This is a genomic window from Streptococcus suis, assembly GCF_019794555.1.
Taxonomy (GTDB): Bacteria; Bacillota; Bacilli; order Lactobacillales; family Streptococcaceae; genus Streptococcus; species Streptococcus suis_AB.
Genome location: NZ_JAIMEP010000018.1, coordinates 26,978 through 41,714, shown reverse-complemented (window position 1 = coordinate 41,714; position 14,737 = coordinate 26,978). Strand labels below are relative to the sequence as shown.

The window sequence follows — 14,737 nt, the reverse complement described above, 5'->3', positions numbered from 1 at the left end:
TGTTACAATAGTCATAGGTTCTATATCCTTCTAGGTTATTTACGCATTTCCTAGGATATAGGACTTTTTTTGTTTTGAAAACCTGTAAACGTTTTTCCGAGAATTATTTTACACTAACGGAAGACAACTCATCTAACAATTAGGAAAATGCTTTTGCTAGTGATTGCGGATTCATTCGTTTCCTAAATAAAAATAAAGACACAGCCCATAATGGTCGAAAAAACGATCCAGATAGCTAATTGCCAATTTTTAACGATATTGTAGTTGGGGCGGAAAAAAGCATAATAATATTGAATTGGTAGTAATAGGAGGAATAGCGCACCGACTGGACTGCGGTCAAATTGCTTTACTGTCAATATTGACCAAACAAGTGCATGATAAAAATAAAAGTTTCTATAAAACTGTTGATTGAATGACTTAAACATTGTAAAACCTCCTTCTGATAGCCTAAATTTACTATTATTGTAAATTATTTTCAACCAGAAAGCAATAATAAATAGGTTGTTATAGTTTTTATTTATACCATTTGTTAAGAAATTTATATAAGTCATTTTGGATATTTTTTTAACAAAAGTGGTCTATTCATGCTAGACTATTTAATAAGTTAGATTGGAGATTTCGTTATGACAGATTATAAGATAGATACGATTTTAGCCCATGCAGGTATTAACAATGATGAGAAAACAGGAGCCTTGATTTCTCCTATTCACCTTTCGACCACCTATCAGCACCCTGAGTTTGGTCACTCGACCGGTTTTGACTATACGAGAACTAAGAACCCGACACGCGCCATTTTGGAAGCGACTTTGGCAGCGATTGAAAAAGCAGATTATGCCCTTGCGACGAGTTCAGGAATGGCTGCGCTTGTCTTGCTTTTTAATGGTTTCCCTGTTGGAAGCCAAGTAGTTGCAGCGCGTGATTTGTACGGTGGCTCATTCCGCTGGTTCAACGAGCAGGAAAGTCTAGGCAGATTTCAGTTTACCTATGCGAATAGTGAAGAGGAGTTAATTGCAGCAATCACAGACCAGACGGACTATGTTTATTTGGAAACTCCAACTAATCCCTTGATGGTGGAGTTTGACATCGCTAAGGTTTCGGCTATCGCCCATGCCAAAGGTGCCAAGGTTATTGTCGATAACACTTTTTATAGCCCTATTTATCAAAATCCTCTTGAATTGGGTGCGGATGTTGTTCTACATTCGGCGACAAAATATTTGTCAGGTCATAATGATGTCTTGGCTGGTGCTTTGATGACCAATGATAAAGTCCTGTACGATAAGCTATTCTATGATCAAAATACAACAGGCCCAACCCTATCGCCACTGGATGCTTATTTACTCATGCGTGGCTTGAAAACTCTTTCGCTTCGAATGGAGCGGGCGACACAAAATGCTCAGAAAATTGTTGCCTATTTGGAGAAGAGTCCTGTAGTTAAGCAAGTTTATTACACAGGTAAAGGTGGGATGATTTCATTGAAGGTGGCTGATGAGAGCAAGATCCCACACATTCTAAATACCTTGAAAATCTTTACCTTTGCGGAAAGCTTGGGTGGGGTGGAAAGTTTGATTACTTATCCAGCTACCCAGACTCACGCAGACATTCCAGCTGAGACCCGACATTCATACGGTTTGACAGATGACCTGCTTCGCTTGTCTATCGGTATTGAGGATGCGGACGATTTGATTGCCGACTTGGAAGTGGCCTTGGAGGGATAAGATGACCAGATATGATTTTACTAGTAAACCAAATCGCTTAACGCACCACGCTGAAAAATGGAAAAAAGTGGAAGCTGATCCGGAACTCCTACCTTTATGGATTGCGGATATGGACTTTGAGCCACTTCCAGAAATTCGCCAAGTAATCCGTGACTATGCAGATCATCACATTTTTGGTTATCCCTACGCTAGCGACAGTCTTTATCAGTCTATTATTGACTGGGAAGATAGACAGCATGGCTACAAGATTAATAGAGAGTCCATCCTGCTCATCGAAGGTGTTGTTCCTGCCTTAACTGTGGCTATTCAATCTTTGACAGAAGAAGGGGATGCAGTCCTCATTAATACGCCAGTCTACCCACCCTTTGCACGGACTGTCAAATTAAACAATCGCCAGCTTGTTACCAATTCACTTGTTGAAGTGGATGGTGTTTTTAGGATTGATTTTGACCAGCTTGAAAAGGACATTGTAGAGAATCAAGTGAAACTCTATATTTTCTGTAATCCACACAATCCAGGTGGTAGGGTTTGGAGCAAGGAAGAACTCTTAGCTACTGGTCGTCTCTGTCAGAAACATGGCGTCGTTCTAGTATCAGATGAAATTCATCAAGATTTGGCCTTATATGGTCACAAACATGATACCTTTAATACGGTCGATGAAAATTTCAAAGATTTTTCAATTATCTTATCATCTGCAACTAAAACATTTAACATTGCTGGAACGAAAAATAGCTTTGCTATTATTGAAAATCCAAGCATTCGCAAGACTTTTGCTAAGCGCCAATTGGCAAACAATCAGCATGAAGTTCCAACAATTGGTTTGTTAACCACAGAAGCTGCCTTCACTTATGGAGATGAGTGGTTGACAGAGTTAAAAAATGTTTTAGAAAAAAATATTGACTATGTTGAAGAGTATTTGACTTCCCATACTCGGATCAAGGTCATGAAGCCCCAGGGAACCTACCTTATCTGGCTTGATTTTTCTGACTATCAGCTGGAACATGACCAATTGTTCGAATTGTTGCAAGATCAGGCAAAATTGATTTTGAACGATGGTTTAACCTTTGGTAAAGAGGGCAAACATCATGCGCGTCTAAATGCGGCAGCTCCATTTGATGTCATTGAAAATGCCTGTCAAAGACTTAGAAACGTTTTTGGATAAAGAAATAAGGACTAGGTGTGAGTAAAATCACCTAATCCTTATTTTTTTGTGTTTTTCGAAATTCTGTCGGGCTCATATGAAAATAGTTTTTGAAGGCTGCGCTGAAGGTGAGAGGATCTTGGTAGCCGACAGAATAGGCGATTTCAGTGATACTCCGAGAAGCATCTTCTAATAGTTGACAAGAACGATTCATTTTTACTTGTAAAATATAATCTTTGATAGAATAGCCTGTTTCCTGCTTAAAAATCTTATAGAGATAGCTTCGGCTCAAGGCCAAATAATCGGCTATTTCAGAGACCTTAATCGGATGAGCATAGTGGCTATGTATCATTTTGATGGCCTGCTGAACATAATATTTGGTTTGTGTTTCGGGCTTAATTAATGTTTCACTTGGAAATTCCTCGATGAGTGCTGCTAAGAGTTGATTGAGATAGCCAATTAAGACCAATTCTGTGATAGAGGGGATGGGATGCATCTGAACATGGTTAATCTGATGCATGTAGCCTAGAATTGGTGACTCTAGATTGGAGTGGAGGTAGTAGTTTTCTAGCAGTTGACTTTGATTAAGTAGATCTTTTGCTCGTGATCCACTAAAACCAACCCATATATAGGTCCAAGGATCTATATCATCAGCTTGATAGAAAATGGAAACATCCTTTGGAAGAATAAACAAATCACCTGCTGATAGATAACTTGTTTTTCCGTCAACAAGAATTTTCCCTTTTCCTTTTGTAATAAAATGCAGGACAAAATTATCACGGATAGTAGGACCGAAGGAATAGCCCTTGTCACATTGTTCGGCACCGTAATGGTCTACATTTAGGTCAAAATTATGACTATCCAATTCATTATAGATATTTAGAATATTCATTTCAATCCTCCTTAGGAAACATTATAACATGTTTTAAATACAAAAGGCTATTAAATAAAGCGTTTTCATTTTGTACAATAAGACCATAAAGAAGAGATGGGAGAGATGAATGTGATTGAGATTTATAATGAAAAACAGATTTTTCACCTGAAAACAAGAGAATTCTCTTATATCATCCAAGTGTTGGAAATAGGAGATCTGGTTCATCGTTATTTTGGGAAAAAAATCGAAAAATTTAGCGATGGAAACAAAATAACATATTTAGATCGATCATTTTCTCCGAGTCCAATTACTGGGGACAGGACATACTCATTGGATGTCCTCCCACTCGAATATTCTAGCAATGGTCTGGGAGATTTTAGAACCTCAGCAATAGATGTTCGGAACGAATTTGGAGTTACTCTTGACCTAAAATACAAAGAGTATCGATTATACAAGGGGAAAAAAGAACTGAGGGGATTACCAGCAAGTTTTGGAAATCAAGAAGAGGTAGAGAGTCTTGAAATTGATCTTTATGATCAGTTGACAGATGTTACCGTAACACTTCATTATTCTGTTTTTGAAGAAGCTTCTTATCTCGCACGGTCAGCTACAATTCAAACTGGCAAATATCCATGCAAACTAGAGAAGGTCTTGTCTGCAACTCTTGATTTTCCACATCAAGATTTCATTGTTCACAGCTTGACAGGACGCTATGCTTATGAAAAAGAGTGGACACAGACCCCATTGACAAAAGGTCAGTATTCGATTGGTAGCATTCGAGGTGCTTCAAGTCACTCAAGAACACCCTTCTTAGCACTAGCCTCACCCGATGCAAGTGAGGACAAGGGCGATGTTTATGCGGCCCACCTTGTCTATAGTGGCAACTTTACAGCATTTGTCGAAACGACAGCCATGGAAACCAGTCGATTGGGACTAGGATTGGAAAGTCACTATTTCTCATGGCAATTGGATAAGGATGACCGGTTTCAAACTCCAGAAGTTCTCTTATCATATACTGATAAAGGATTTACTGGCATGACACAAAATAGTCATCACTTTATCACAAAACACCTCATTCAATCATCGTTTGTAAACAAACCAAGGCCCATTTTAATCAACAACTGGGAAGCGACCTATTTTGAATTTACAGAAGAAAAGATTTTACAGTTAGCTCAGGTCGCAAGTCGAGCTGGTATTGAATTATTTGTTCTGGATGATGGTTGGTTTGGTAAACGAAACAACGATGAAAGTTCATTGGGCGATTGGAAAGTCAATTTGGATAAGTTGCCAAATGGTTTGAATGGCTTAGCAGAGAGAATAAATGAGCTTGGCATGAAATTCGGACTATGGTTTGAACCAGAGATGATTTCTATTGATAGCGATCTTTATCGTGAACATCCTGATTGGGCCATTCACACAGAAGGACGCTTACCAATTTACAGCCGAGAACAATTAGTGTTGGATTTGACCAAGCAAGAAGTCTGTGACTACATCATTGATAGCGTCTCTTCCATATTAGAATCAGCCAATATTTCTTATGTAAAATGGGATATGAACCGTAATATCACCAATATCCCTAAAGGTTTAGCAAATGACCAGCGCTTTGAGTTCCACCATCGTTACATGCTAGGTCTCTACCGTGTATTAGACCACCTTACCAAGCGGTTCCCAGATATTCTTTTTGAATCCTGCGCAGGCGGTGGAGGTCGTAATGATTTGGGAATCATGTATTACATGCCGCAAGCTTGGGCAAGTGATGATACAGATGCGATTGAGCGCTTATCTATTCAAGAAGGTACTAGTTTGATTTATCCCCCTTCCTCAATTGGTGCACACGTCTCTGCCGTTCCAAACCATCAGGTTGGTCGTATCACGCCTCTTGCTACACGAGGCAATGTGGCTATGATGGGAGGAGCATTTGGTTACGAGCTGGATTTAACGAAACTTTCGGAAAAGGAATTGGATGAAATCAGTCAGCAAATCGAAACCTATCACTCCATTCGTGAAACTATCCAATTCGGTCAGCTCTACCGTCTGAAAAAGACGAGCAATACCTGGGCTGCCAATTATGTTAGTCAAGATAAGAATCAAGCGGTCTTTACATTTGTAAAAATTCTTGCCAAGCCAGAAGCGCCTTTGCTTCATGTTCGGTTGAAGGGGCTAGACCCAGATGCCTTGTATGAATGCCCTCAATTAGGAGAAACATTCTACGGGGATGAACTGATGAACATTGGGCTTACCATGCCCCATGTTCAAAAAGATTATTTTAGTGTACAATATATTTTTAACAAAATCTAGGAGGATTTTATAATGAAAATGAAAACATTTTTAAAATGTGCATCGGTTTGTGCTTTTGCTAGCTTCTTGGTTGCTTGTGGGAATGCAAGTAGTAGCGATAAGGTAGAAATTGAATATTTCTCACAAAAACCTGAAATGCAAGCGACTCTGCAGGAAATTATTGATGATTTTGAAAAAGAAAATCCTACGATTGATGTTAAATTTTCAAATGTACCAGATGCAGGAACTGTTCTGAAAACTCGTATGGCCAATAACGAAGCGCCAGATGTCATCAACATTTATCCACAAAATGCGGACTTCAAAGCATATGCAGCGGATGGTCGTTTCTTAGAAATTGGTGATGATGCAGGTCTCAGTCATCTAAAAGATGGTGCTGTAACGCCTTATCTTGTTAACGAAAAAAATTACACCCTTCCTTTGACAGCTAATGCTTATGGTATTTACTATAATAAGGATAAGTTCAAAGAATTGGGTCTTGAAGTTCCAACTACCTATGCAGAATTTGTGGCTTTGGTAGACAAAATCAAGTCTGATGGCAGTGCAGCACCGTTTGCTCTTTCATTGAACGATGCTTGGTCATTGAACGGCTACCATCAGTTAGCTTGGGTAACTGTTGCGGGTGGATTTGATGGTGCAGAAGATATTCTGATCCGCAGTGCAAAGGGAGCGATTCAAGATGATGCGACAACAAAAGCAGTTTTAGAACGCTTGCAACTGTTGACAGATAATGGTCAAAAAGGTGCAACAGGTGCGCTCTATGCAGATGCGGTGGCAGCCTTTGCAGCAGGTGATGCTCTCATGCTGCCACAAGGTACATGGGCGGCTACAGCAGTAAACCAACAGGAACCAGAATTTGAATATGGGATGTTTACTTTCCCTGGTGATAAAGAAGGTGGCGACTATACCATCGGTGCAGCAGACCTAGCTCTCTCAATTTCTGCTGATACAGAGCACCCAGAAGAGTCTAAAAAATTCCTAGAATACCTCTCTCGTCCAGAAGTGATGCAAAAATACTATGATGTAGATGGCTCACCAACTTCAGTTGAAGGTGTAGATACAGAAGGTAAGTTTGAAGAAACTGCTGGAGTGACACAATATGCCTTCACTGACAAACATGTAGTTTGGTTGCAATCTGAATGGGAATCAGAAGAAGAGTTCTGGAATATCACAGTAGAAGCAGTGAAAAATCCAAATTCAGGCGAACTTGTGAAGAAATTGAATGCATTCTTCGATCCAATGAAGTAATGAAGAAAAAAGCTATCTAGTGACGGAGTTTTAGCCGCTGGATAGCCTAATCTTCTTAGAAAGTTGCGGTGCGTTTAAAATAGTAGAGCGCACTACATTAGCGCAAAAAACATATTTATTCTTGGAGAAAGAAAATGAAATTTACAACATTCGTTAAAAGTGCATCTGTAATTGCTTTTGCTAGTTTACTAGCAGCATGTGGGAATGGCTCGGCGGGGTCTAGCGATAAAGTCGAACTAGAATATTTCTCGCAAAAACCAGAGATGCAAGCGACCTTGCAAGAAATTATTACTGATTTTGAAAAGGCCAATCCAAACATTAGTATTAAATTTTCCAGTGTGCCAGATGCAGAAACCATCTTAAAAACTCGTATGGCCAACAATGAAGATCCAGATATTATCAATGTCTATCCGGTTGCGGCGGATTTTGATGCTTGGGCAAAAGATGGTCGTTTCCTAGAACTCGGAGAGGATGCTGGAGTTGGCAATTTGAAAGAGGGAGCAGCAGAATTCTATGCTGTTGACAATAAAATTTATTCTCTCCCATTGAACACCAATGTCTATGGCATCTATTATAACAAGGCTAAATTTAAAGAATTAGGCCTAGAAGTGCCAAAAACGACTGCTGAATTCGAAAAAATAGTAGCGACAATTAAAGACAAGGGTGAAACACCATTTGCGCTGTCTTTGGCTGATTCTTGGTCATTAAATGGATTCCATCAGTTGGCATGGGTGAGCGCGGCAGGTGGTTATGACCAAGCTCAAGATATCCTAGTTCGGAGTGGCAAAGGTAGTATTACAGCTGACAATCCAGCAACGCAAGCAGTTGTTAAATCCTTCGAATTATTACATGACAATGGTCAATCAGGATTTTCTGGAGCTAAGTATGCCGATGCTGTCGCAGCATTTGCAGAGGGCAAAGCTCTCATGATGCCACAAGGTAGCTGGGCTGCTGCAGTCATCAATCAACAGAATGCTGATTTGGATTACGGTATCTTTGCTTTCCCAGGAGAAAAAGAAGGGAATGATGTGACTATCGGTGGTGCCGACTTAGCTTTGTCAATCAGTGCCAAGACGGAACACCCAGAAGAGGCTAAAAAGTTCCTCGCTTATATGTCCAGCAAAGAAGTCATGCAAAAATATTATGATGTAGACGGTTCGCCAACTTCTGTCGAGGGAGTTGAAACAGAAGGGAAGTTCCCAGAAATTGAAGGAGTTGCCCAATATGCCTTTACTGATAAGCAAATTGCATGGTTGCATAAAGAATGGACATCGCAAAATGATTTCTGGACCATTGCTGTAGAAACAATCAAAGATCCGAAGGCAGATAAGCTTGCGGACGAATTGAATGCTTTCTTTGACCCAATGAAGTAAGTAATACATAACAACTATAAACGATGTAAGAGGGGATTTCGCTTCTTACCCTTATAGTTGTTCCAATTCAGCTTTATCTCGAACCCCCCTAAATTCAGATGGAGCTGAGTTGCAACAACTATAACAAACGCTAAAAGGAGTACCATGATGAATCAAAAAGGATTTGTTGCAAAATACTGGCCCTATCTATTTGTGGCGGTACCGATTGGATTACAGTTAATCTTTTTCTTCTATCCGCTGTTTACAGGGATTTACTATAGTCTAACAGACTGGAATGGATTAACCTCTGATTTTAACCTCATTGGTTTTCAAAATTATCTGGATATTTTAAAAAATCCTGATTTTTATACTTCCATGACCTTCACGATTATCTTTACCATTGGTCTGGTTATCGGTGAAATTGTTATCGGGATTTGGTTGGCAACCCTTCTTAACCGTAAAATCAAGGCTGTCGGTTTCTTTAGGACATGGTATTTCTTCCCAGCTGTCTTGTCAACTGTTACTTTGGGTTTGATTTTTGTTCAGCTCTTTAACTATGGTTTTACCCAAATTGGTGAGGTCTTAAATATTGATTGGTTGAAGGAAAACTTGTTAGTAAATGAGAAAACTGTAATTCCTTCTGTCTTATTTGTTGCTTTGTGGCAAGGATTGGCTATGCCAGTCATCATCTTCCTGTCTGGCTTACAAAGTATTCCAGAAGATGTGAAGGAAGCAGCAGCTATTGATGGTGCAAGTCGTTCTCAACAGTTCTTCAACATTGAGCTTCCATTCTTATTACCATCTATTAGTATGGTGTTCATCTTGGCAATGAAGTCAGGTTTGACAGCATTTGACCTTATCTTTGCACTGACAAGTGGTGGCCCAGATGGCAAAACAGAATCACTTGGTTTATTAGTCTATAACTATGCCTTTGTTGATAATAAGTTTTCGTATGCGAATGCTTTAGCGGTGGTCCTCTTTATCTGTATCATTGTGATTTCATTGATTCAGATGAAGATTTCTAAGAAATTTGAAGTATAGGAGAGTGAATATGAACAAGCACAAACAGAAAAATTGGTGGGTTTACTTAGTTCTCTTTAGTGGGATATTGTTCATGTTTATTCCACTATTGGTGACGATTATAAGTTCGTTCAAACCAACAAAGGAAATTACAGGAAATTTCTTTGGTTTGCCACAAGAGTTTACATTGAGCAACTATGAACGCCTGTTTAATGATGGAATTGTTCAATATTTTAGCAACTCAGCTATTATTACAATTGTATCAATTGCCCTCATTTTATTGGTCATTCCAATGGCTGCCTTTGCCGTTGCCCGTCAGATGAAACGTCAAACTGTTTTCAATATTATTTATTTCTTCTTGATTATCGGGATTTTTGTCCCCTTCCAAGTTATCATGTTGCCTATGACTAAACTGATGTCTAGTATTGGTCTCAATAACACTCTTGGTTTGATTATTCTTTACCTAACTTATGCTGTGCCACAAGCTCTCTTCTTGTACGTGGGGTATATTAAAACAATCGTCCCAGAGGAAATGGATGAAGCAGCAGCTATTGACGGCTGTGATAAGTTTACCATGTATTGGAAAATTATTTTCCCTCTGATGAAACCGATGCATGCGACGGTATTGATCATCAATGCATTGTGGGTGTGGAATGACTTCCTTTTGCCACTCCTAGTATTAAACAGAGATCAAGCTATGTGGACCCTACCCTTGTTCCAGTATAATTACCAAGGAATGTACTTTAGTGACTACGGCCCATCATTTGCATCCTATGTTGTGGGGATTATTCCTATCCTCCTTGTCTACCTAGTATTCCAAAAACATATTATTTCAGGTATGACGTCCGGTTCAGTGAAATAGAAAAGGTTGAGCAATTCTCAACCTTTTCATGAAAATAAAAAGAAAAGGCTTACAAAAGGAGTTCTTGTATGAAAATTAAAAACCAAGCAATGTTGATTACCTATTCGGATAGTTTAGGAAAGAATTTGAAAGATTTAAAAACCGTTTTAGAAGGTCCCTTGAAAGATGTTGTTGGCGGGATACATATTTTACCATTCTTCCCATCATCAGGTGACCGTGGTTTTGCGCCAATGGATTACACAAAGGTGGACCCTGCATTTGGAGATTGGTCAGATATTGAAGCACTAAGCAAAGACTATTATCTGATGTTCGATTTTATGATCAATCATATTTCTGCAAAATCCCCTTATTTCCTTGATTTTCTTGAAAAGAAAGATGAATCAGCTTATGCGGATTTGTTTATTCGTTATAAAAACTTTTGGCCAAATGGTGAGCCAACGCAAGAAGATGTTGATTTGATCTATAAGCGTAAACCTCGTGCTCCATATCGAATTGCAACATTTGCTGATGGTAGCGAGGAGAAGGTATGGTGTACCTTTGATGAGCAACAGATTGACTTGGATGTGACTACAGAGACAACACGCCGTTTTATCCAAGAAAATCTGGAACAATTGGCAGAACATGGTGCTTCGATCATTCGTTTGGACGCCTTTGCTTATGCCAATAAAAAAATTGGAACCAACTGTTTCTTTGTGGAGCCTGATATTTGGGAAATGCTCCATTTTCCACGTCAGTTATTGGCACCAAAAGATGTGGAAATCTTGCCTGAAATTCATGAACACTATACCATTCAGCAGAAAATTGCCGAGCAAGATTATTATGTTTATGATTTTGCCTTGCCAATGCTGGTTCTCCACGCATTGTATTCTGGTCATGTCAATCGCCTGGTTCACTGGATGGAGATTTGCCCTCGCAAGCAATTTACAACTCTTGATACACATGATGGAATTGGTGTTGTGGATGTTAAGGATTTGCTGACGGATGAGGAGACAGAGGAAACGCGTGAAGCCTTGTATGCACAAGGTGCCAATGTGAAGAAAATTTATAGTACAGAAGCCTATAATAATTTGGATATTTATCAGATTAACTGTACTTATTATTCTGCTCTTGGCAATAACGATCAAGCTTACCTACTAGCTCGTGTTCTTCAATGCTTTGCACCAGGTATTCCACAGATTTACTATGTTGGTTTACTTGCAGGTGAAAATGATATTGAACTTTTAGAATCAAGTAAGGAAGGTCGCAATATCAATCGCCATTACTATGATTTGGAAGAAATTGAGCAGGAAGTGCAACGTCCTGTGGTACAATCCTTGTTCAAACTCCTTAAATTCCGCAATACAAGTCCAGCTTTCGACGGAGAGTTCTCTGTTAAGATGTTGGATGAAACAAGTATGGAAATTTTCTGGAATAATCAAGATGCAGGGGTATCTGCCCGCCTAACAGCAAATCTAAAAGAAAAATCCTTTGAAATTGTTGAAATAGAAGAGGGCAAAATTACTACAATTGAGTTATAATATGACTATATAGAAAGAGGGGGATTCCCCTTTTTCTTGCGTAAATAAGATTGTACAGAAAGGATCAATCAAATGCCAGAAATACAAAAAACAGATTGGTGGAAGAAGTCCGTCATTTACCAAATTTATCCTCGTAGTTTTCAAGATTCAAATGGAGATGGAGTAGGGGATATTCGAGGGATTATCAGCCGATTAGATTATCTTCACGAGCTTGGAATTGATGCTATTTGGCTTAGTCCTGTTTATCAGTCCCCCATGGATGACAATGGTTACGACATCAGTGACTACCAAGGAATTGCTCCAGAATTTGGGACCATGGAAGATATGGAAGAGCTGATTGCAGAAGGCCATAAGCGCAATATCAAAATAATCATGGATTTGGTGCTCAATCATACCTCGGATGAACATTTCTGGTTTCAAGAAGCCCTCAAAGGACCAGATAATCCCTATTATGACTATTATGTTTGGGCTGATGAACCGAATGAATTACGCTCGACCTTCTCAGGCTCTGCTTGGGAATACGTTCCACATCTGAATAAATACTATCTCCACCAATTCTCTGTTAAGCAACCGGATTTGAATTGGAAAAATCCTGCTCTGAAACAAGAAATCTGGGACATGATCAATTTTTGGATTGAAAAAGGTGTTGGCGGTTTCAGGCTAGATGTGATTGATTTGATTGGAAAAGAACCGGAAAAATTAATTACAGCCGATGGACCGACTCTCCATCCTCTGATTCAGGAATTAAATGAGAAAACCTTTGGTGCTTATGACTTAGTGACTGTTGGGGAGACATGGAGTGCCAATCCAGAAAATGCTCAGTTATATTCACATCCTGACCGAAAAGAATTTTCGATGATTTTCCAATTTGAACATGTCGGACTTGATCAGCAGGAAGGGAAAGAAAAGTGGGATTTGGCACCACTTGATCCAGCTCGTTTGCATAAGGTTCTATCCAAATGGCAGACTGAACTGGTTGGTAAAGGCTGGAACTCGCTTTTCTGGAATAACCACGATTTACCTCGTGCCATTTCTCGCTTCGGTGATGATCGACCTGCATTTCGTGAACTAAGTGGTAAAATGTTGGCTATTTATCTTCATTTTATGTCAGGGACACCTTATATCTACCAAGGTGAGGAAATTGGTATGATTAATACACCAATTACGGATATTAGCCAAGCGGACGATATTGAAACACGTCGCATGTATGCGGAACGGATTGAAAATGGCTTCACCAAGGAGGAATTGATTACTTCTATAAATGCCAAAGGCCGAGATAATGCTCGTCGTCCAATGCAATGGACAGGAGCAGAAGGAGCGGGCTTCAGTACAGGTCAAGCCTGGCTGGCTTTGGGAGATACTGTCAAAGACATCAACGTTGAAAAAGCACTTGCAGACAAACAATCGCTTTTCTATACCTATCAAAAATTAATTGCTCTTCGGAAAGAGTATCCATGTATGTCTGAAGGAAAATATGAAGTGATGGAGACTGGAAATAGCTCGGTAATGGCCTACCGTAAACATGATGAACAGGATGATTTCATCATTCTGGTGAATTTCACAAGTGATGAGCAAGCCTTCGAAGTATCGAGCGAGGGATATTCCCTGTTTATGCATAATTACGAAGAGGCTGCATTTTTGGCTGGACAATTATTGAGACCGTATGAGGCAATCGTTCTCAAAAAATAAGATATAGTCATTTGAATTAACTTTGATACATCGTCACTTTCGGCTTGCCGTACTCTAGTACAGCCTACGCCTCAGTTCCTTGTCTGAAAGCTAATTCAATCGACAACAATTTTCAATATTCACGAGCTTTTTTCATGAATTTTTGGTAAAATAGAGAAAACAAAAAAGAGAGGTTTTATCATCATGGGTAAATTCCAAGTCATTTCACACCCACTCATTCAGCATAAATTATCTATCCTTCGTAGAACTACAACTTCTACAAAAGATTTCCGTGAGTTGGTCAATGAAATTGCCATGTTAATGGGCTACGAAGTGTTGCGTGACTTGCCACTTGAAGATGTGGAAATTGAAACACCGATTACAAAAACAGTTCAAAAACAAATTGCAGGTAAGAAATTAGCTATTGTGCCAATTCTTCGTGCTGGTATTGGTATGGTCGATGGTTTGCTTAGCTTGGTTCCGGCAGCTAAAGTTGGTCATATTGGTATGTACCGCGATGAAGAAACCTTACAACCAGTTGAATACCTTGTGAAATTGCCAGAAGATATTGATCAACGCCATATCTTGGTAGTAGACCCAATGTTAGCAACTGGTGGTTCAGCAATTCTTGCTGTTGATTCATTGAAAAAACGTGGAGCTTCAAATATTAAATTTGTTGCCTTGGTATCCGCTCCAGAAGGTGTGAAAGCACTTCAAGATGCACATCCAGATATCGATATCTTTACAGCAGCCTTGGATGAAAAACTCAATGATAAAGGCTATATCGTTCCAGGTCTTGGTGATGCTGGGGACCGTTTGTTCGGTACTAAATAATCTCCGTATGGCTGGGCAAAATGCCCAGGACCACTACTCAAAGTTCGTGTCAACATCTCAGCGCAGTGGTTGATTGGCAGATTTGTTCGTGTTTTGCACTCCAAATCTGACCTAATCAACTGTGCGGGGGTGGGAAGACGAACTCTTTTTAATTTGGTCGAGTTCTTTCCCACTCCCTTTTCTGGTTTTAAATCGTGTTTTTTATTTGACC

12 protein-coding genes are annotated in these 14,737 nt (G+C 39.5%); 10 read left to right on the top strand and 2 right to left on the bottom strand.

Annotation, left to right across the window (positions count from 1 at the left end; translation table 11 throughout):
• Positions 1–182: 182 nt before the first annotated feature.
• On the bottom strand, positions 183–425 hold the full coding sequence (locus K6V48_RS08065; protein WP_172017758.1) for a hypothetical protein: 243 nt from the start codon (positions 423–425) through the stop codon (positions 183–185).
• Between the two features lie 198 nt (positions 426–623).
• Between K6V48_RS08065 and K6V48_RS08060 the strand changes: the two genes are divergently transcribed.
• A complete protein-coding gene (locus K6V48_RS08060; protein ID WP_222368955.1) occupies positions 624–1,715 on the top strand; it encodes a cystathionine gamma-synthase in 1,092 nt (363 codons plus the stop codon).
• 1 nt (position 1,716) lies between these two features.
• Positions 1,717–2,877, top strand: coding sequence for a MalY/PatB family protein (locus K6V48_RS08055; RefSeq protein ID WP_222368952.1), 1,161 nt, complete (start codon positions 1,717–1,719; stop codon positions 2,875–2,877).
• 31 nt (positions 2,878–2,908) lie between these two features.
• Here the strand turns inward: K6V48_RS08055 and K6V48_RS08050 are convergent, their stop codons facing one another.
• Positions 2,909–3,748, bottom strand: coding sequence for an AraC family transcriptional regulator (locus K6V48_RS08050; protein WP_222368949.1), 840 nt, complete (start codon positions 3,746–3,748; stop codon positions 2,909–2,911).
• 105 nt (positions 3,749–3,853) lie between these two features.
• Between K6V48_RS08050 and K6V48_RS08045 the strand changes: the two genes are divergently transcribed.
• The 8 genes from K6V48_RS08045 to upp all read left to right on the top strand — a co-directional run bounded on the left by K6V48_RS08045 (position 3,854) and on the right by upp (position 14,526).
• On the top strand, positions 3,854–6,028 hold the full coding sequence (locus K6V48_RS08045) for an alpha-galactosidase (protein ID WP_222368958.1): 2,175 nt from the start codon (positions 3,854–3,856) through the stop codon (positions 6,026–6,028).
• A gap of 12 nt (positions 6,029–6,040) precedes the next feature.
• The gene (locus K6V48_RS08040; protein WP_222368946.1) at positions 6,041–7,273 is read left to right on the top strand and encodes an extracellular solute-binding protein; all 1,233 of its coding nucleotides are present in this window, start codon (positions 6,041–6,043) and stop codon (positions 7,271–7,273) included.
• A 134-nt stretch (positions 7,274–7,407) separates the two neighbouring features.
• Complete coding sequence (locus K6V48_RS08035) at positions 7,408–8,646, top strand: extracellular solute-binding protein (RefSeq protein WP_222368944.1); 1,239 nt, start codon at positions 7,408–7,410, stop codon at positions 8,644–8,646.
• 147 nt (positions 8,647–8,793) lie between these two features.
• Complete coding sequence (locus K6V48_RS08030) at positions 8,794–9,666, top strand: carbohydrate ABC transporter permease (protein WP_222368942.1); 873 nt, start codon at positions 8,794–8,796, stop codon at positions 9,664–9,666.
• 10 nt (positions 9,667–9,676) lie between these two features.
• Positions 9,677–10,507: a carbohydrate ABC transporter permease gene (locus tag K6V48_RS08025; RefSeq protein WP_174853251.1), complete on the top strand. Its 831-nt coding sequence runs from the start codon at positions 9,677–9,679 to the stop codon at positions 10,505–10,507.
• 68 nt (positions 10,508–10,575) lie between these two features.
• A complete protein-coding gene (gtfA, locus tag K6V48_RS08020) occupies positions 10,576–12,024 on the top strand; it encodes a sucrose phosphorylase (protein ID WP_172017778.1) in 1,449 nt (482 codons plus the stop codon).
• A 72-nt stretch (positions 12,025–12,096) separates the two neighbouring features.
• Positions 12,097–13,713, top strand: coding sequence for a glycoside hydrolase family 13 protein (locus K6V48_RS08015; protein ID WP_222368941.1), 1,617 nt, complete (start codon positions 12,097–12,099; stop codon positions 13,711–13,713).
• Positions 13,714–13,896: 183 nt separating this feature from the next.
• Positions 13,897–14,526 carry a uracil phosphoribosyltransferase gene (gene upp / locus K6V48_RS08010; protein ID WP_024391947.1) on the top strand — a complete coding sequence of 210 codons (630 nt, stop codon included), beginning with the start codon at positions 13,897–13,899 and terminating at the stop codon, positions 14,524–14,526.
• Positions 14,527–14,737: the final 211 nt, after the last annotated feature.

Bases quoted from the DNA above. Each gene is read 5' to 3' on its own strand.
- K6V48_RS08065 (WP_172017758.1), bottom strand. From the start codon at position 425: ATGTTTAAGTCATTCAATCAACAGTTTTATAGAAACTTTTATTTTTAT.
- K6V48_RS08060 (WP_222368955.1), top strand. From the start codon at position 624: ATGACAGATTATAAGATAGATACGATTTTAGCCCATGCAGGTATTAAC.
- K6V48_RS08055 (WP_222368952.1), top strand. From the start codon at position 1,717: ATGACCAGATATGATTTTACTAGTAAACCAAATCGCTTAACGCACCAC.
- K6V48_RS08050 (WP_222368949.1), bottom strand. From the start codon at position 3,748: ATGAATATTCTAAATATCTATAATGAATTGGATAGTCATAATTTTGAC.
- K6V48_RS08045 (WP_222368958.1), top strand. From the start codon at position 3,854: ATGAATGTGATTGAGATTTATAATGAAAAACAGATTTTTCACCTGAAA.
- K6V48_RS08040 (WP_222368946.1), top strand. From the start codon at position 6,041: ATGAAAATGAAAACATTTTTAAAATGTGCATCGGTTTGTGCTTTTGCT.
- K6V48_RS08035 (WP_222368944.1), top strand. From the start codon at position 7,408: ATGAAATTTACAACATTCGTTAAAAGTGCATCTGTAATTGCTTTTGCT.
- K6V48_RS08030 (WP_222368942.1), top strand. From the start codon at position 8,794: ATGAATCAAAAAGGATTTGTTGCAAAATACTGGCCCTATCTATTTGTG.
- K6V48_RS08025 (WP_174853251.1), top strand. From the start codon at position 9,677: ATGAACAAGCACAAACAGAAAAATTGGTGGGTTTACTTAGTTCTCTTT.
- gtfA (WP_172017778.1), top strand. From the start codon at position 10,576: ATGAAAATTAAAAACCAAGCAATGTTGATTACCTATTCGGATAGTTTA.
- K6V48_RS08015 (WP_222368941.1), top strand. From the start codon at position 12,097: ATGCCAGAAATACAAAAAACAGATTGGTGGAAGAAGTCCGTCATTTAC.
- upp (WP_024391947.1), top strand. From the start codon at position 13,897: ATGGGTAAATTCCAAGTCATTTCACACCCACTCATTCAGCATAAATTA.